Here is an 18,017-nt window from a genome sequence, read left to right on the forward strand (position 1 = left end):
TCCGCCGCGGCAGCGGCCGTCATGCTGCTCGCCGTCCCGGCGTCCGCCGCCACCCCGACACCGGGGGCGCCGGGCGCCGGCGACCCGTACTACCCGACCTACGGGGACGGCGGCTACCGGGTCACGCACTACGACCTGCGGCTGAAGTACCAGCCGGCCACCGACCAGCTGGAGGGCACCGCGACCCTGCTCACCACCGCGACCCAGGACCTCTCCAGCTTCGACCTCGACCTGGCGCTGAAGGTCAGTCAGGTGCTGGTCAACGGGCACCCGGCGAAGGTCGCGGTGACCGGCGTGCAGAAGATCCAGGTCACCCCCGACAAGCCGCTGGCCGACGGCAGCCGCAACACCGTGGTGGTCCGCTACTCCGGCGTGCCGTCCACCATCTCCACCTACGGGTTCGACGCCTGGCAGCGCACCCCCGACGGCGCGGTGATCGCGGACGAGCCGGAGGCCGCCTGGTGGTGGTTCCCCAGCAACGACCACCCCTCGGACAAGGCCACCTACGACGTCTCGGTGCTGGTGCCGGACGGCACCCAGGCGATCAGCAACGGCGTGCTCAGCTCGCAGAGCTCCCAACTCGGCTGGACCCGCTACAACTGGCGCCAGGACAAGCCGCAGGCCACCTACCTGGCCACGCTGGCGATCGGCAAGTTCGACATCACCACCGGCACCAGCCCCAGCGGCATCCCGGTGCTGAACGCCTACAGCCCCGACCTCGGCGACAACGGGGACGCCGCCCGGGCCAGCGTCGAGCGCACCGGCGAGATCGTCGACTGGCTGAGCGGCTACTTCGGCCCCTACCCCTTCGGCACCGCCGGTGGCTACGTGCCCAACGTGCCCACCCACTACGCGCTGGAGACCCAGACCCGGCCGTTCTACAGCCCGCGCCAGTTCGCGAACGGCGCCAACCCCTCCGTCGTGGTGCACGAGTTGGCGCACCAGTGGTACGGCGATGACGTCTCGCTGGAGCGCTGGAGCGACATCTGGCTGAACGAGGGCTTCGCCACCTACGCCCAGTGGCTCTGGTCGGACTACCAGGACGAGGGCACCGCCCAGCAGTTGGCCGACTACGTGTACAGCTCGCACCCGGCCGGCGACCCGTTCTGGAACGTCAAGCCGGGCGACCCGGGCGCGGCGAACCAGTTCGACGACGCGGTCTACGACCGCGGGGCGCTGGCCATCCAGGTGCTGCGCAACACCATCGGGGACGACGCCTTCTTCAAGCTGCTCAAGGCCTGGCCCGCCGAGCACCGCTACGGCAACGGCACCATCCCCGAGTTCCAGGCGCTGGCCGAGCGGATCAGCGGCAAGAAGCTCGGCGACCTGTTCCAGGCCTGGCTCTACACGGCGGGCAAGCCGGCCCTCCCGACCGCGGCCAAGGCCCGACTGGCCACCAACGCCGCGACGCTGGAGCCCAGTTCCTGGCAGCAGATCAAGGCCGCGCAGCAGCACTGACCGGCCGCGCCCGTCGGCCCGCAATTCGGCGGGCCCGGAAATCCGTTCGGCGCGGCCCCGTCGGCGCCACTAGCATCCGGTGCACCCGGCCGGGGCGAACCGCGCAGGCGGGCGCCCCGCCCTGGTGGCCGGTGGCCCCGTCCGCGCGCCCGCGTGCGGCCGGGACCACCATGCGGAGCCACGGGAGGGCCGGTGCAACAGCTCGACAGAAGGTTCGACGAGGCAGAACTGGCCGCCTACGCAGGGGCGGTGGACCGGCTGCGGGCGCTGCCGGTCGACCACCCGGCACGGGTGCGGGCCGAGAAGCTGGCCGCGGTGCTGGTGCGGGACGGCCGGCAGCGCCGCCGCAAGCTGCGGCGCCAGGCGGCGGCCGAGGCCGACGCCGCGCTGCTCGCCGCCACCGCGACCGGCGCGCCGGAGCGGGTGGCGGACGCCCCGCTGCCCGCACCCCGTGGGGCCGGCGCCGTCGGCGAGCTGCGGCGGCCCCGGCGCTGCTACGTCTGCAAGGAGTTCTTCCACCGGGTCGACGACTTCTACCACTCACTCTGCCCGGGCTGCGCGGCCGACAACGCGGCCCGGCGCGCGCTGAGCACCGATCTGACGGGTCGTCGGGTGCTGCTGACCGGTGGACGGGTGAAGATCGGTTTCCAGTTGGCGCTGATGATGCTGCGCGACGGGGCCGAACTGGTCGTCACCAGTCGTTTCCCGCGCGACACGGTGCGCCGGTTCGCGGCCGCCGAGGGCAGTGCGGATTGGCTGGGGCGGCTGACCGTGGTCGGCATCGACCTGCGGGACCCGCGCCAGGTGCTCGGGCTGTGCGAGCAACTGCGCGCCGAGGGCCGCCCGTTGGACGCGCTGGTGAACAACGCCGCGCAGACCCTGCGCCGCCCGCCGCAGGCCTACGCGCTGCTGGCGGCGGGGGAGCGGGCCGAACTGCCCGCCGGTGTCGCGGTCGTGCACTCGCCCGGGTTCCGGCCGATGGGCGGGCCGGCCGGTGGCCTGGCGCTGCCGGTGGACGAGGCGGGTCTGCTGCCCGATCCGGCGGTGGCGAACTCCTGGTCGGCCCGGCTCGGCGAGCTGGATCCGGCGGAGGTGTTGGAGACGCAGCTGGTGAACGCGCTGGCGCCGGCGCTGCTCTGCGACCGGCTGCTGCCGCTGCTGCTGGCCTCCCCGCACCCGCGCCGCTACATCGTCAACGTGACCGCGGTGGAGGGCCGGTTCGAGGTGCGCAACAAGACCTCCGGCCACCCGCACACCAACATGGCCAAGGCCGCGCTGAACATGCTCACCCGCACCAGTGCGGCCGAACTGGCCGAGCAGGGCGTGCACATGTGTGCGGTGGACACCGGCTGGATCACCGACGAGAACCCGGCGCCGAAGAAGGCGCGGATCGCCGAGCACGGCTTCCGCACCCCGCTGGACATCGTCGACGGCGCGGCCCGGGTCTACGACCCCATCGTCCGCGGCGAGGCCGGCGACCCGGTGGCCGGCGTCTTCCTCAAGGACTACCGGGAGGCGGCCTGGTGAGGCCAGGGGGCCGGCCGGACCATCGCACCTGACGGGAGCCAGATGTGACGGGACCCGGGAGCGATATCCAGCTCCCGGGCCCCTGAGGTGCCACCCAATTGCTGACGCCGGCACGTTGAAGGGTGCGGGTCATTCTCAAGTCGACGTGTTCTACCGTTGAACTACCAACCCAGGAGAGAGGGTTAGACGGGACTTGAACCCATATCCGTCGACGGTCGCCCGTACCCGGTCGATCCGGCGTTCGGCGGCGAATGCTGAGACTGGAGCGATAATCTGAGTTTGACGGGGCCCGCCTCTACCAGCTTGGGCCACCCCGGCAGGTGTGCCGGGGGAGGGAGTCGAACCCCCAACCGATACCCCGTGATCAGCTTCAACGTTTCAGTTTCAGCTTGCGCTCTTCAGCGCACCCCTCGCTGCGAGCGAGGGGCGTTCGTGGGGCTACTTGAACAAGTAGCCGAACACCGCGTCGCCGACCCGCTGGTCGTCGACCTCGGCGCCGTTGGCCTCTTCGCGGGCGTACTTCACGGCCTGCTGCAACTTCTCGACCCGGTCGAGCAGTTCGTTGACCCGGCGGGCCGGCAGTGCGCCCGAGAACTTCACCGTGGTCCAGTAGCCCACCGGGACGTCCTCGTAGTACACCTCGACCTGGGCCGGGTGCTTCTCGGTGGCCTCGGCCTTCACGTGGTTGCGCGGGACCTTCTTGGTGCGGATGGTGCGGACCGCGTCGGTCTTCCAGGAGTCCGTCGAGGGGTCCACGTTCCAGGACTCGGAGGCGTCCAGCACCGGGAGCTTGCGCACGAAGGTGTGCAGGTCGGTGAGCTGCTTCTCCAGGAAGAGCAGGTAGGTCACCGGCACCTGGGGGAGCAGCACGGCGCCGTCCACCACCACGTCGGCGCGGGCGGCCAGGTTGGCCCAGTCCTTGGTGGCGGTCACGTCGAAGAGCCGGGTGAGGGTCTTCGAGGTGGCGCGCAGCACGTCCTCGGCCTTGACCTGGACCTTGGTGGACTCGGGCGGCAGCTGCTCGCCCTCCTCGTCCTTCGGCTGGTAGGTCCGGGAGATCCCGGCCAGCAGGGCGGGCTTCTGCAAGTCGTGGTGAGCCTGGGTCAGCTCCTGGAACGACTTGGACTTGACGCCCTTTTCCACCGCGATGATCTGATTGAGCTTCGGCACGGGGGAGAACCTACCACCCGCCGATCGAGCGGCCGTGCGAATTTCCGTCCGCGGCTCCCGACCTGGCGGCAGGCCCACGGAGTGGACACCTTTCACCCACGCCGTGGCCACCTTCGAGCCCGTCCGGAGGCGTTGGCGGGAACTTGTCTGACCAAGTTCGGTCGGCGTTCTTCCGTTGGACAGCACCGGCCGATACCCATGTCCTGCCCTGGTGCACCGCCGGGGCACCACACCCTCCTCAACGGGACGAGGTATCCCCCATGAGTCTGCGCTGGCGCTCCCTCGGCGGGCCGATCGCCGCTCTCCCCATGCTCGCCGCCCTGGTGGTCGCCGTTCCCGGCACCGCTCAGGCCGCGGTCAGCAGCGGCAACCTGATCGTCAACGGCAACGCCGAGGCCGGCGGCTCCTGTTCGAACGACTGGGCGGCGGCCACCACCGTGCCCGGTTGGACGGTCCAGGCCGGCGGCATCGACGTCATGTGCTCCACGGTCGGCTCCTTCGGGCAGCCGAGCGACGGCAACACCCTCGGCAAGGCCTTCTTCGGTCCCGGCAACTTCGGCGACGGCTCGATGGCGCAGACCGTCGACGTCTCCTCGGCCGCCGCCGCCATCGACGGCGGCGGGGTGCACTACAACCTCGGCGCCTGGCTGGGTGGTTGGACCACGTACGGCGGCTACGCCGCGGTCAGCCTGCACTTCCAGGACGGCAACGGCCAGCCGCTCGGCGCCACCGCCAAGCTGCCCACCGTCTCCGCCACCGACCGGGGCCTGGCGACCAAGTTCCTGGCCCGCACCAGCACCGGCGCCGTCCCGGCCGGCACCCGCTCGATCCAGGTCGAGGTGCAGTTCCTCTCCACCACGAACGAGACCGGCTACCTGGACAACCTCTCGCTCAGCCTCGACACCCCGGTCAGCGCGCCGGCCCCGCTGGCCCCGCCGGTGTCGGCCGTGCCCGGCTACGACCACGTGTTCAACGTGATGATGGAGAACACCGACTACTCCGAGGTCATGAACGACCCGGCGGACACGCCGTTCATGCACAGCCTGATGTCCCAGGGCGCCACCCTCACCGACGCCCACGGCGTCTACCACCCGAGCGACGAGAACTACCTGGCCATCGCGGGCGGCGACACCTACACCAAGGGCGCCACCTACTGGCCCAACATCAACTCGCCCCAGCGCAACCTGGGCGACACCATCGAGGCGTCCGGCCAGACCTGGAAGGCCTACGAGCAGGGAATGGGCACGCCCTGCAACACCACCACCCAGTACGACGCGAAGTACGAGCCGGACGACGCGCCGTTCATCAACTACACCGACATCAGCGGCAACGCGGCCCGCTGCGCGGCCCACCTGTTCGACACCACGCAGCTGACCACCGACCTCCAGTCGGCCGCCACCACGCCGAACTTCTCCTGGATCGCCGCCGACGACTACTACGACGGCGAGGCCTCCGGCAACGGCAACGCCACCAGCCTGCAGACCCAGGACGGCTGGCTGAAGCAGACCCTCGCCCCGGTGCTGAACTCCCCGGCCTGGACCCAGCAGCGCTCGCTGCTGGTGCTCACCTGGGACGAGAGCGAGAGCGAGGGCTACGACCACGTCGCCACCGTGGTGCTCGGCTCGCAGGGCACCGTGCCGGCCGGCACCAGCAGCCCGATGCACTACGACCACTACAGCATCGGCCGCACCATCGAGTCGGCGCTCGGCCTGCCGGGCCTGACCGCCAACGACACCTACGCGACGCCGCTGAACGCCGCCTTCGCGCCGTCCACCGCGACCACCCCCACCCTGACCGGTGACCTGAACGCGGTGGCCAACGGCGGCAACGTCACCCTGCGCTACTCGGTGCCGACCGCCGCGCAGGCCGGTGCGAAGAACTGGGTCGGCGTCTACCCGGCCGGTGTCACCCCCGGCGCGCAGTCCTCGCTGACCTGGGCCTACACGCCGAACCAGAGCGGCGCGGTGACCCTGTCCACCGGCAAGCTGAACGGCGCGGGCCAGTACGACGTGTACTACCTCGCCAACGACGGCTACTCGGTGCTGGCCGGTCCGTTCCGGCTCACCGTCGGCTGACGGTCGGTCACTGACGGCTGACGACTGACGGTCGGTCGGCCCGGGCGCTGTGTGCGCCCGGGCCGACCGCCGCAGGCTTGCGTCCCACCGCGTCACCGGTCAACATGGTGACGTGAATCATGCCTTTCCCTGCGGAACGCTCCCGCTGGACTTCGTCGGCACCCTGCGCGCCCGGCGGGGCGAGGCGCCGACCGAGAAGCTCGCCACCACCGCACTGCTCGACGACTGGTTCGTCGAGGCGGGGATGCTGGACGCCGCGCCCGGTGCCGACCAGGTCGACCTCGACATCGCCGTCGAGGTGCGCGAGGCGATCTACCAGCTGGTCGCCGCCCGGATCGAGGAACGGCCGCTGCCCGCCCAGCCGGTGGCGCTGCTGAACCGGCACGCGGCCGGCCTGCCGGTCACCCTGCGGCTCGGCGACGGGGGCGTGACCCGCACCGGCTCGGTCGCCCAGGGGCTCACCGCGCTCGCCCGCGAGGCGGTGGAGATCCTCGGCGGCGCGGACGGCGCACTGCTGCGGGAGTGCGCCCGCCCCGAGTGCACCCAGGTCTACCTCGACCACTCGCGCGGCCACCGGCGCGAGTGGTGCGCGATGCGGACCTGCGGCAACCGGGTCAAGGCCGCCGCCTACCGGGCCCGGGCGAGCGCCAAGGCGTAGCCGCTCCCGCACGCCCGTCCTTCCGCTCCTCCTCCCGCTCCTCCGATCGCCCCTCCGATCGATTGACGCAAGGCGGTGGCGGGGCTACCGTCGGCGACTGGTACCAGGGTGAGGGGGCTCGGGCGTGGCGACCAGGATCTCGGTGACGGTGAAGGGCCAGTTGGGCCTGGACGACCCCGACGAGTTGCTCGCCGAGCTGGCGAACGCGACCGGGGCGCCCTGGAGTTCACGGGCCGTCGACCAGGGCGCGGTGCTGATCGGCGGGGTCGCCGAGATCGTGCTGGTGGCCGTGGTCGGCAAGGGCACCGAGATCGCGGTCGGGGCGGCGGTGGACCAGGTGCGGGCGGCCGTGGCGCGCTGGCGGCGCGGGCGGCTCGACCCGCCGGAGACCGAGATCCGCGAGGAGCCACTGCCGGACGAAGCCGACGGCGTCGACGAGGCCGGCGGGGCCGAACCGCCGGGCGGTGCCGAGGGCGCGGGCGACTGAGATGGCCTCCCGGGCGGTGGTGATCGCTCCGGCCCGGTACGCCGCGGACTCGGGGATACCGGGCTACTCCTGGATCGGCGCGAGCGCCCGGATGTACGGCGAGGTGCTGACCGGCGATCCGATGTGGGGGCCCGGGGCCTGCCGGGTGCTGGACGAGTCCCAGGTGCACACCGCCGCCGGCGTGATGGCCGAACTCCAGCTGGCCGCCGACGCGGCCGGCCCGGAGGACACCCTGCTGGTCGTCTACGTCGGCCACGGCGCCTACTGGGGCGACCTGCCGGGCGCCCAGGTGCACTTCTCGGTGGGCTCCTCGTACGACGGCAAACCCTGGACCTGGCTGTCGAGTTGGTACGTCTACCGGACCATGCGCAGGTCCCGCGCCCGGCTCAAGGTGCTGATCGCCGACTGCTGCCGCTCCAACCTGCTGCCACAGCTCGGCGACGAGCCGCTGCTGCCGGGCGTGCTCGGCGAGTTGGACCAGGGCACCTGCGTGCTCACCGCGCTGCGCAACGCCGACCACGCCTCGGCCGAGGGGTGTTCGGCCCTGCCGGGGGAGCTCGCCGAGTGCACGCCGTTCAGCGGCCACCTGCTGAACGTCCTGCGGACCGGCACCCAGGACCACCACGCCCGGCTCACCCTCGGCCTGGTGCGGGACGCGGTCAAGCAGCAGATGCACGTCTGCCCGACCCCGCACGACGTGCCGCGGATGTCGCTGAACGACGCCCGGGAGAGCACCCCGCTGTTCACCAACCGGATGGCCAGCTCCGCCCGCAACCAGCGGCCGCGCCGCCCGGTCGAGGCCGAGCAGTGGGTGCGCACCCTGCGCTCCTACGACGACTCGGAGTTGGAGGAGCTGCTGGCCGATCCGCGCAAGACCGGCGAGGTGGTCGCACTGCTGCACCGGGAGGCGGACGAGGGCAGCCGGCTGATCGCCCAGCGGATCGACGCCGAGGCCAACTCCCGCTACGCGGAGCCGCATGACTTCGCCCGCTACTGGAACCGCGTGCAACAGGCGCTGCGCGGATGACGCCGCAGGAGCAGCGGCCGCCCGCCGCCCGGTCCCCGGAGTTCGGCTACGAGTGGGTGACCCGGGGCGACGTGCGCGGCTTCGTGCGGCGGATGCAGGCGATCCGGGAGGGCGAGGAGCCGGCCACCCCGTGGAGCGAGCAGGCCCAGCCGGCCACGGCGATCCGGGCGCTGTACGCCTTCGCGCTGACCCGTTCGGTCGCTGACCTGATCGAGTCGGCCACCCACTTCCGCAACCGGGACGCCGTCAACGTGCTGGCCATCGCCGCCCTCTGCCGCTCCGTCAGCGAGGCCGCCGAGCTGGCGATCGGTCAGTGGGACGCGGTGCCGGCCGCCGAGGCCCGGCTGGGCGGGCCGGCCGGGGCGGCCGGGCTGGACGATCCCGAGGTGGCCCGGCTGCGGGCGCTGCGCGACGGCATCGTGCACGACGTCGCCTGCCAGCGGACCACCCTGGACGTCGCCGCGTTCATCCGGGAGTGCCGCGGGCACGGCCGGGCCGAACTGGCCGAGCGGACGGTGCAGGTGTTCGCCCGGACCAGCTCGGGGCGGACCAACCTGGACAAGGCGCTGCTCTACCTCGCGCTGCGCGACGAGGGCTGCGAGCAGGAGGCGGACGAGCTGCTGCGGCGCACCCTGGACGCGATCGGCCGGGCCGGCGGCACCGAGCGGGACCCCGACACCAGCCCGGTGGAACTGCACGACCTGGTCGGCGCCCTGCACCACCTGAGCCCCTCCGAGCGGATCCTGGAGAAGTGGATCGACGCGGAGCTCAAGCTGCCGACCACCCGCAAGGCGGCGATCCAGCTGGCCGCCGTGCTGCTGGCCGACCGCCCGGGCGGCCCGGACACCCTGGTCGAGCACGTCGGCCGGCACTGGTCGCGCGACAACCTGATCAGGCTGTGCGAACAGCTGGCCCGGCAGTCCTGCGGCCGGTACGAGGACGTCGGCCGGCACGTCGCCGCCCGCACCGACCTGCAGGACTTGGCCGACCTCGTCCGGGCGTGGGACGGCTCCAAGGTGCTCGGCAGGTCGACCGAGACCCTGCTCGCCCAGATCGTGGCCCGGGGCGCCGAGAGTGCCCAGGGGCCGCGCTCGCTCGCCGAACTGGACGACCTGGCGGCCTGGTTGGACGACTCCGAGGCCAGCGCCAGGTGCGGTCGGCTGCTCCGGCGGGCCGCCGCCGAGCACGTCGACGGCCGGTCGGGCCAGGAGCTGGCCGTGCTGCTCGGCCGGGTCGACCGGCGGCCGGACCACGAGCGGGCCGCCCAGCGGATCGCGCAGCGGCTCGCCGCCCGGGTGATCGCCACCGGCACCGGCAACGAGGTGTTCGTCGACTACCTCAAGGCGCTGCGGGCCGCGCGGGACACCGAGGCGGTGTACGCGGCCCGGCGCGAGCTGGCCGACCCGTCCGGCTCGGCCGAGCAGCTCAGGCACTGGCGCGCGGTGGTCGCGGACATCGCCGACCGGCTGTACTCGCAGGGCCTCCAGGACGACGGCTGGGACCTGCTGGAGCGCTACCTGGAGAACGAGCAGCGGATCACCACGCAGGACGTGGTGGAGGTGGTCGCCGGGCTGCAGGGCAGCGCGATGCCGGAGGAGCGCCGCTACCTGCTGCTGCGGGCCACGGTGGGCCGCTGGTCGGACGGGCCGCGCCGGGAGGAGGTGGTCACCGTGCTGCGCCGGCGCGGGTTCGAGGCGGCCGCCAGCGCCGTCATCCGCTCGCTGCGCTGATCCGGTCGGGGTCCTCGCCCGCCGCGCGGGGCCGGGGCAGGGCCGGGGTCGGGGTCGGCAGCGAGGGCCGCACCCGGTCGGCGTAGTCCTCGGAGAGCACCACCAGCCGGTGGAAGGCCAGCCCCGAGGCGGCCACCCCCAGCACGCTGCCGACCCAGTGCTCCCGGAAGCCGATCCGGGAGTTCGCCGCGAGGGTCAGCAGGCTGAGCACGGCCAGGTAGCCGAGCAGCCAGATCGCGGGCGCGGCCCCGGAGCTCGGCGTGCGCCAGTCGCGGAACCTGGTGACGTGCTCCTTGGCGTCGTAGCGCCGGAACCACCCGCCGACCAGCGGCAGGTGCCGGCGGGCCAGCATCGGCAGCCCGAGCAGCAGCAGGCACCCGGCGGCGAGCGCGGCCAGTCCCGGCCACAGCGCGGACCAGCCGGCCCAGTACAGCACCTGACCGGTCAGCAGGAAGCTGAGCAGCGCGAGCACCCGGCGCACCGTCGTGCGCCTACCGGAGACCCGCGGCAGGTGTCGGCGCAGCGCCACCAGGGTCACGCCCGGCACGGCGTAGACGATCAGGGTGAGCACGCTGCTGGCCGTGATCAGGGTGCCCCAGCTGCCGCCGACGAGCAGCAGCGCGACCCAGCCGATCGCGAAGTCGACCAGCAGCACCATCCAGTACACGTCCACCAGCCGCCCGCCCAGGCGCAGCGAGGCGTTCCGGGCGACCTGGAGCCCGCGGTGGGTCAGGTGGGCCCGGCTGAGCGCGGCGACCTCGCCGGTGAGCACGTGGGTGTAGACCAGGCCGGCGCCGAGCGGGGAGAGCAGCGTGTCCAGCCGGATGAAGGGGGTGACCCAGAGGAGCGAGGCGGCGACGGCGAACTGGGTGTACGGCGAGGTCTGCGGGGCTTTCTGAGCGGGGTTCAGGTGGCCGAGGAAGACCACCTGGAGCGAGAGGTAGAGCACGATGGAGCCGAGGATGGTGCCGTACACCGACCAGCGCAGCCGGGCCCCCTCGCCGACGCCGCGCCGCCGGATGTTCCCGGCGAAGTCCAGCGGGCCCTGGAAGCCGAGGTAGGCGTAGATGACCCCGCTGCCGACCACGGCGGCCAGCGCCGCCTCCAGCCCGTGGCCGACGCCCGGGCGCTGCGCCGTCACCCAGCGGGTGTCGAACCCCGCGGCGAGCAGCAGCACCACGATCAGCACCGGGACGAGCACCTTCCACACCGTCAGCAGGAAGTTGACCTTCGCGAACAGCCGGGGCGCGAGCAGGTTCACCGCGACCATCACGGCCATGAAGAGCGTGGACCAGAGGAAGCCCTCGACGGTCAGGGCGTTGCCGGACGGGTCGAAGAGCCCGGGGACCCAGGCGGACAGGCCGTCGGTCATGGCGGCGGCCTCGCTGGCCGGGTTGATCGCGTAGAGGGTCCACAGGCCGGCCGCGACCACCGTCGCCACCAGGGCGCCGCTGCTCTGCAGCGGGAGGAAGACCAGGCCGCCGGTCTTCGGGGCGGCGGTGCCGAGCTCGACCATGACGATCGCGATCACCAGCATCAGCGCGCCGCCGATGGCCCAGGCCCAGACGGCGTCGAACCCCGCGATCCCGGCGGCCCGGCTGGCGCTGAGCAGCCAGCCGGAGCCGACCACCCCGCCGGCGGCCAGGCCCAGCAGGTCGAAGACCGACAGCCGTCGCCGCTCGTCCTCGTCGGCGTCCCCGGGATGCTCCGCCGGGATCCCCCCGGAGCGCGGTTCCCGGACGCTCATTCGCACACCCCCCGTGGCACATCGAGTCCCCCGTAGCGCGGGAGGGCTCAGGCTACTGGGATTTCCGGGGGCGCGGAACGGCTTCGCCGCACTCCGTGTCGAACACCTGACTGATGGTCAGCTGCCCTGGGCCGGCTGGCCGGTGCGGCGTTCCAGCCAGCCCGCCAGGCCCGACAGCGCGGTGTTGATCAGCACGAAGCAGGCCGCCGCCACCAGGTAGGTGGGCAGCACGCTGTGGTAGTACTCGCCCAGCACCTGGGCCTTGTGCAGCAGTTCGAGGTAGCTGACCACGTAGCCGAGGGTGGAGTCCTTCAGCAGCCGGACCAACTGGCTGACCAGGGTGGGGACCAGCCGGCGGACGGCCTGCGGGACCACCACCCAGGTCATCGCCTGCCAGTAGGTCATGCCCAGGCTGTACGCGGCCTCGGACTGGCCGCGGTCCAGGGCCAGCACACCGGCCCGGAAGATCTCGGACAGCACCGCGGCGTTGCCCAGCACGATCGGGATGACCAGCTGCCAGAACACCGGGAAGGTCAGCCCGGCCCGGGGCAGGCCGAACAGGAAGACGTACAGCAGCAGGAGCAGCGGGACGGACCGGAACAGCTCCACGTAGGCCCGGGCCAGCGCCCGGGCCGGCCGGTTGCGGCTGAGCCGCACCAGCGCGATCAGCGCGCCCAGCGGCAGCGCCAGGCCGGCCGCGACCCCGGTGACCAGCAGGGTCTGCTCGACGCCGTCGAGCAGGAACCGGATGATCGGCCACTGGGTGAACATCTGCCACTGGGCGGGGGCGAGTTGGCCGTGCGCGGCGAACTGGCGCAGGGCCAGCGCCAGCAGCGCGGCCAGCACCAGGACCGAGACGGCGGTGGCGTTGCGGATCCGGCGCCGGCCGCGCGGGCCCGGCGGATCGAAGAGCTGGCTGTCGTCGTTCACCGCGTGCCCCTCACCGTTTGATGGCCACCTTGCGTTCGATCCGGCCGGTGATCAGCCCGGAGGTCAGGGTGATCGCCACGTAGACCGCCGTGGTCAGCGCGAAACTGGTCAACGGGTTGTCGTACTTGAGCGTCACCAGCTGCGCCTGGCCGGTCAGTTCGGGCACGCCGACGGCCGCCGCCAGCGAGGTGCCGAGCGCCAGGCCGATGAAGACGTTGCCCAGCGGCTGCACCATCGAGCGCAGCGCCTGCGGGACCACCACGTGGCGCAGGCACTGGGTGAAGGTCAGGCCGAGCGCCCGGGCCGCCTCGATCTGCCCGCGCGGCACGGTCCGCACGCCCGAGCGCACCACCTCGCAGACGAAGGCGGCCCAGTACAGCGCCATGGTCAGCGTCACCGTCGCGAACAGCGAGTAGAGCAGCCCGATCTCGGGCAGCCCGAAGACGAACAGCACCAGCAGCACCAGCAGCGGGATGTTGCGGAACGCCGTGACGTAGGCCGCGCCGGCCAGCCGCAGCGGGGGCACCGGGCTGATCCGGCAGACCGCCAGCAGCACGCCCAGCAGCAGCGCGCCCGCGAAGGCCAGCGCGGTCATCAGCACGGTGGTCAGCAGCCCGTGGCCGAGCGGGCCGAGCACCTGCGTCGGCACCGGGCTCAGCTCCCGGCGGCCGAGCCGATGGCGGGCGGCGTCGGGGCGTCACCGGACAGGGCGGTGCCGATCGTCGCCTTCCAGAGCTTGGCCCACTCGCCGTCCGACTCGATCAGCTTCAGCCAGTTGTTCACGAAGGCCTTCATGTCGGGCGAGCTCAGCGGCACGCCGATGCCGTACGGCTCGTCGGTGAACGGCTGGCCGACCACCTTGACGTTCTTGTCCCGGGCCGCGTCGCCGAGCAGCAGTGCCTGGTCCAGCACGTAGGCGTCGGTGCGGCCCTGCTCGACGGCCTGCTGGCACTCGGCGTTGGTCTGGAAGAGCACCACCGTGGCCTTCGGCGCGAACTGCTTGATGTCGTTGGCGGCGGTCGAACTCGTCTCGGTGCAGACCGACTTGCCGTTCAGGTCGGCGGCCGTGGTGATGCTGTGGTCGGTGGACTTGACCAGGATCGCGTCGCCGGAGGAGTAGTACGGGCCGGCGAAGCCGACCTTCTGGGCGCGGGCCTGGGTGATGGTGTAGGTGGCGATCACCGAGTCCACCGTGCCGTTCTGCAGCAGCACTTCACGGGTCGTCACGTCCACCTGCACCCGGTTGGTGCTCGGGCGGCCGATGATGTACTTGGCGAGCATGTCGGCCAGGCCCGCGTCGAAGCCGGTCACCTTGCCGCTCACCGGGTCCTTGAGCGCGAACAGCGCGGCCGCGTCGGTGCCGCCGACGTTCAGGGTGCCGCGGGCCCGGATCTTCGCCATCAGGCTGCCGGCCGGGATGTCCGCGGCGGCGGCCACCGGCGCGGCGTCGATCACCTGCTGGTAACTGTCCCCGGAGGCACCGGGTTTGGGTGGCAGCTGCTCGGAGTTGGAGCTGCTGCACGCGGTCAGGCCGGCCGCGACCGTCATGGTCAGCAGCAGCGCCGGAACGGCCAGGGCGGAGCGTGTGGTCATGCGCGGGTCTCCTTGCAGACGGGGCGGACGGGCGGACGAGGCGGACGGGACAGACGGGCCGGACGGGCCGGCCGTCAGTGCCGCAGGATCCTGGCCAGGAAGTCGCGGGCGCGGTCGGACTCCGGTCGGTCGAAGAAGGCCTCGGGCGGCGCGGTCTCCAGGATCCGGCCCTGGTCCATGAACGCCACCCGGTCGGCGGCGCGGCGGGCGAACCCCATCTCGTGCGTCACCACGAGCATGGTCATGCCCTCGGCCGCGAGTTCGGTCATCACCTCCAGCACCTCGCCGATCATCTCGGGGTCCAGCGCGGAGGTCGGCTCGTCGAACAGGATCAGCCGGGGGTCCATCGCCAGCGCCCGGGCGATCGCGACGCGCTGCTGCTGCCCGCCGGAGAGCTGGGCCGGGTGGGCGTCGGCCTTGTCGGCCAGCCCGACCCGGTCGAGCAGCTCCAACGCGCGGGCCCGGGCCCGGTCGGGCGCCAGCCGGCGCACCCGGACCGGCGCGAGGGTGATGTTGTCCAGCACGGTCCGGTGCCCGAACAGGTTGAACGACTGGAACACCATGCCGACCTGGGCGCGCAGCCGGGCCAGCTCGCGGCCCTCGGCGGGCAGCGGGGTGCCGTCCAGCACGATCTCGCCGGAGTCGACGGTCTCCAGCCGGTTCACGCACCGGCAGAGCGTCGACTTGCCCGACCCGGAGGGGCCGAGCAGCACCACCACCTCGCCCGCGGCCACGTCGAGGTCGACGTCGCGCAGCACGTGCGCCTGCCCGTAGCGCTTGTTGACCCCCCTGAGCTGCAGCAGCGCGTCCGCGCGGGCCGCGCTGCCTGGACCACTCGCCACCGACACCTCGCACGCCGTCTCGATCCCGACGGCCCGCGATCCGCGGGCCGGACCGGGTACCTACCCACAACAGGCATGTGCCAAGGCGAAGATGACAGACCGTTATGTTCTGGAAGTCGCGGGTCGGTCAGGTCAGCAGCTCGACGTAGCCGTCGCTCCCGTGCACCCGGATCCGCTGCCCGTCCCGGATCAGCCGGGTGGCCCCCGCCACGCCCACCACCGCGGGCAGGCCGTACTCCCGGGCGATCACCGCGCCGTGGGTCATCGGCCCGCCCACCTCCGTCACCAGGCCGGCGACCGCGACGAACAGCGGCGACCAGCTGGGGTCGGTGAACGGCGTGACCAGGATGTCGCCCGCCGCCAGATCGGCCTGCGCCAGGTCGAGGACGACCCGGGCCCGTCCCTCCACCGTCCCGGCGGAGACCGGGACGCCGACCAGGGCGCCGGCCGGCGCGTCCGCCCGCCGGTAGGCGCCGGACAGCGCCAGGCCGTCCGAGGTGAGCACCCGGGGCGGGGTGAGCGCGTGGTACGAGCGGAACGCCTCCTTGCGCCGCGCGACCAGCCCGGCGTCCACCCGCCGGGTGCGCGCGGCCTCGTGGAACTCCTGGAAGGTGAGGTGGAAGACGTCCTCCCGGTCGGCGAGCACCCCGGCCGCCACCAGGCGGTCGGCCTCCGCCAGCAGCGCCCGCTTGTACACCTGGTAGCGGCTGATGATGCCGTACTTCGGGTACTCCCGGTACCCGATGAAGGTGCGGACCCGGTCGATCACCCGCTTGGTCTCGGCCGCCTTGGCCTCCCCGTCCGGCAGGGCCCGCAGGCGGGAGAGCACCTCCTGCTCCTTCGCCAGCGCCTTGCGCCGCCCCTGCTCGAAGCGTTGCGCGGCGGCGCCCGGCTCGAAGTTGCGGACGTTGTCGAGGATCACCGGTACCAGGGTGGCGGGGCGCTCGCGCCAGCGCGGCCTGGTGATGTCGATCTCGCCGACGCAGCGCATGCCGTAGCGCTCCAGGTAGGACTCGACGGCCGCGCGCGCCGCGGGCCCGCCCGGGAGGCCGGCCAGCTCGTCCAGGAAGTCTCCGGTCGGGGAGCCTGCTTCTGCGAGCTCCCCGTCCGCGACGTTGCGCAGGAACGCCACCACCTCGGGCAGCGGCCGGATCACGTCGGCGACGTCGAGCAGCGCCAGCCCCATCTCGGAGGTGACGTTGCCGGGGGCGGAGAGCGTGAGGGTGTCGGCCGCGTTCTTCTCGCCGAGCCACTCCCGCAGCTGGTCGTTGAGCCACCAGGTGCTCTCCATGCCCGCCATGATCGCCTGGATGCTCACCGGGTCGCCGAGCACCCGCCGGTGCTCCTCGAAGGCCTCCAGCAGGAAGTCGAACAGGGCCGGCCCGCTCTTGGCCTGGATGTCGCGCTCCAGGGCGGCGATGGACGCCCGGCTGCGCTCGACCAGGGCGGTGACGACGGCCGGATCGGTCTCCAGCGGTGCGCGCGCACCGCCCGGCGGCGGTCCGGCGGGCGCCGACTGCGGGATCTGTGGGAGGAGCGGGACGAAGTCCTCGCGTTCGAGGATGGTCTCCAGGGCGTCCCGCACCAGCGGGTCGCCCCGGCCCTGGATCTCCAGCAGGGCGGCCCGGCTCGCGGGCGCGGCCAGCCGCGCGGTGACGTCGACGAACAGCCGCCCGCCCGCCTCGTGCATCGCCACCATGGCGGTCAGCTGCCACATCGACAGCCCCAGCGCCCGCATCGGATCGGTCATCATCTGCCCGTGGCCGACCGAGACGTAGACGCGGTTCTCCCGGTCGGCGCGCTCGGGCACGGGGAACAGCGTGGTGATCGGCCGGCTCTGGACGATCCGGAAGCCGTCCTCGGCCAGGCACCACTCGATGTCCTGCGGCCGGCCGAAGTGCGCCTCGATCCGCCGCCCGAGCTCCACCAGCCGCACCGCCTCCCGGTCCGTCAGCGCCGGCTGCTCCCGCAGCCACTGATCGACCGTCACCTCCCCGGTGCCACCGGTGGGCAGGGCCCGCACGGCGCGCTCCTTGGCGGCGACCGTCCGGCTGACCACCTCGCCGTCCCGCACCGCGAACCGGTCCGGGTCCAGCAGCCCGGAGACCAGCGCCTCGGCGAGGCCGAGCCCGGCGTCCACGGTGGCGAGCATCCGGTCGCCGGTGACCGGGTCGGCCGTGAACAGCACGCCGGACGCGCGGGGGAGCACCAGCCGCTGCACCACCACGGCCATCCGCACCGCGCGGTCGTCGAGGCCGGCCCGGCGGCGGTAGCCCACCGCCCGCTCGGTGAACAGCGAGGCCCAGCACCGGCTGACGTGCCGCAGCACCGCCGCCGGCCCCGTGACGTTCAGGTAGCTGTCCTGCTGGCCGGCGAAGGAGGCCGTCGGCAGGTCCTCGGCGGTCGCGCTGGACCGCACGGCGCACGGGGTGCCGTCGCCGAGCCGGGCGAGCGCGCCGGTGACCTGTGCCGCGAGCTCGGCCGGGACGGGGAGCTCCTCGACGGTGCGGCGGACCCGTGCGCTGAGCGTGCGGATCGCCTCCCGGTCCTGCGGGTCGGTGCGGGACAGCCGGTCGAGCTGCTCGTCGAGCGCGGGCGCCTGCGCCACGACCAGCCGGAAGGCGTCGGTGGTCACGCAGAAGCCGTCCGGCACCCGGACGCCCTCGATCCGCGTCAGCTCGCCCAACTGCGCGCCCTTGCCGCCGACGAGGGCGACCTGCGTCCCGTCGACCTCCTGGAGGTCCACCACGTACTGCTCGACCATCGCGACTTC

Annotated in this window: 14 protein-coding genes; 7 read left to right on the forward strand and 7 right to left on the reverse strand. The window is 72.8% G+C overall.

What is annotated here, in order from left to right; all coding sequences use genetic code 11:
- The first annotated feature begins 21 nt into the window (after window positions 1–21).
- A complete protein-coding gene (locus FHX73_RS37815; protein ID WP_246214167.1) occupies window positions 22–1,458 on the forward strand; it encodes a M1 family metallopeptidase in 1,437 nt (478 codons plus the stop codon).
- A 192-nt stretch (window positions 1,459–1,650) separates the two neighbouring features.
- Entirely contained in the window at window positions 1,651–2,985 is a 1,335-nt protein-coding gene (locus FHX73_RS37820; RefSeq protein WP_145910573.1) for an SDR family NAD(P)-dependent oxidoreductase, read from the forward strand.
- Window positions 2,986–3,423: 438 nt separating this feature from the next.
- Here the strand turns inward: FHX73_RS37820 and FHX73_RS37825 are convergent, their stop codons facing one another.
- On the reverse strand, window positions 3,424–4,155 hold the full coding sequence (locus tag FHX73_RS37825; protein WP_145910574.1) for a DUF7873 family protein: 732 nt from the start codon (window positions 4,153–4,155) through the stop codon (window positions 3,424–3,426).
- 260 nt (window positions 4,156–4,415) lie between these two features.
- On the opposite strand from FHX73_RS37825, the gene FHX73_RS47425 reads away from it, so the two are divergent.
- The 5 genes from FHX73_RS47425 to FHX73_RS37850 all read left to right on the forward strand — a co-directional run bounded on the left by FHX73_RS47425 (window position 4,416) and on the right by FHX73_RS37850 (window position 10,132).
- Window positions 4,416–6,230 carry an alkaline phosphatase family protein gene (locus tag FHX73_RS47425; protein ID WP_145910575.1) on the forward strand — a complete coding sequence of 605 codons (1,815 nt, stop codon included), beginning with the start codon at window positions 4,416–4,418 and terminating at the stop codon, window positions 6,228–6,230.
- 112 nt (window positions 6,231–6,342) lie between these two features.
- Window positions 6,343–6,888 carry a CGNR zinc finger domain-containing protein gene (locus tag FHX73_RS37835; protein ID WP_145910576.1) on the forward strand — a complete coding sequence of 182 codons (546 nt, stop codon included), beginning with the start codon at window positions 6,343–6,345 and terminating at the stop codon, window positions 6,886–6,888.
- A gap of 124 nt (window positions 6,889–7,012) precedes the next feature.
- Window positions 7,013–7,375, forward strand: coding sequence for a hypothetical protein (locus FHX73_RS37840; protein WP_145910577.1), 363 nt, complete (start codon window positions 7,013–7,015; stop codon window positions 7,373–7,375).
- A 1-nt stretch (window position 7,376) separates the two neighbouring features.
- On the forward strand, window positions 7,377–8,402 hold the full coding sequence (locus tag FHX73_RS37845) for a caspase family protein (protein WP_145910578.1): 1,026 nt from the start codon (window positions 7,377–7,379) through the stop codon (window positions 8,400–8,402).
- Entirely contained in the window at window positions 8,399–10,132 is a 1,734-nt protein-coding gene (locus tag FHX73_RS37850; protein ID WP_145910579.1) for a hypothetical protein, read from the forward strand. Before FHX73_RS37845 ends, FHX73_RS37850 begins: the two co-directional genes overlap by 4 nt.
- Here the strand turns inward: FHX73_RS37850 and FHX73_RS37855 are convergent.
- The 6 genes from FHX73_RS37855 to rph form a co-directional block, all read right to left on the reverse strand.
- Complete coding sequence (locus tag FHX73_RS37855) at window positions 10,113–11,879, reverse strand: APC family permease (RefSeq protein ID WP_145910580.1); 1,767 nt, start codon at window positions 11,877–11,879, stop codon at window positions 10,113–10,115. The genes FHX73_RS37850 and FHX73_RS37855 overlap by 20 nt on opposite strands.
- Before the next feature lie 117 nt (window positions 11,880–11,996).
- Complete coding sequence (locus FHX73_RS37860; RefSeq protein ID WP_145910581.1) at window positions 11,997–12,809, reverse strand: amino acid ABC transporter permease; 813 nt, start codon at window positions 12,807–12,809, stop codon at window positions 11,997–11,999.
- Window positions 12,810–12,819: 10 nt separating this feature from the next.
- Entirely contained in the window at window positions 12,820–13,458 is a 639-nt protein-coding gene (locus FHX73_RS37865) for an amino acid ABC transporter permease (RefSeq protein ID WP_246214135.1), read from the reverse strand.
- Window positions 13,459–13,463: 5 nt separating this feature from the next.
- Entirely contained in the window at window positions 13,464–14,402 is a 939-nt protein-coding gene (locus FHX73_RS37870; RefSeq protein ID WP_145910583.1) for a glutamate ABC transporter substrate-binding protein, read from the reverse strand.
- Between the two features lie 74 nt (window positions 14,403–14,476).
- Complete coding sequence (locus FHX73_RS37875; protein WP_281292779.1) at window positions 14,477–15,244, reverse strand: amino acid ABC transporter ATP-binding protein; 768 nt, start codon at window positions 15,242–15,244, stop codon at window positions 14,477–14,479.
- A 127-nt stretch (window positions 15,245–15,371) separates the two neighbouring features.
- A complete protein-coding gene (gene rph / locus FHX73_RS37880) occupies window positions 15,372–18,008 on the reverse strand; it encodes a rifamycin-inactivating phosphotransferase (protein ID WP_145910584.1) in 2,637 nt (878 codons plus the stop codon).
- Between the last annotated feature and the right edge of the window lie 9 nt (window positions 18,009–18,017).

The sequence above is a fragment of the Kitasatospora viridis genome (genome assembly GCF_007829815.1).
Taxonomy (GTDB): domain Bacteria; phylum Actinomycetota; class Actinomycetes; order Streptomycetales; family Streptomycetaceae; genus Kitasatospora; species Kitasatospora viridis.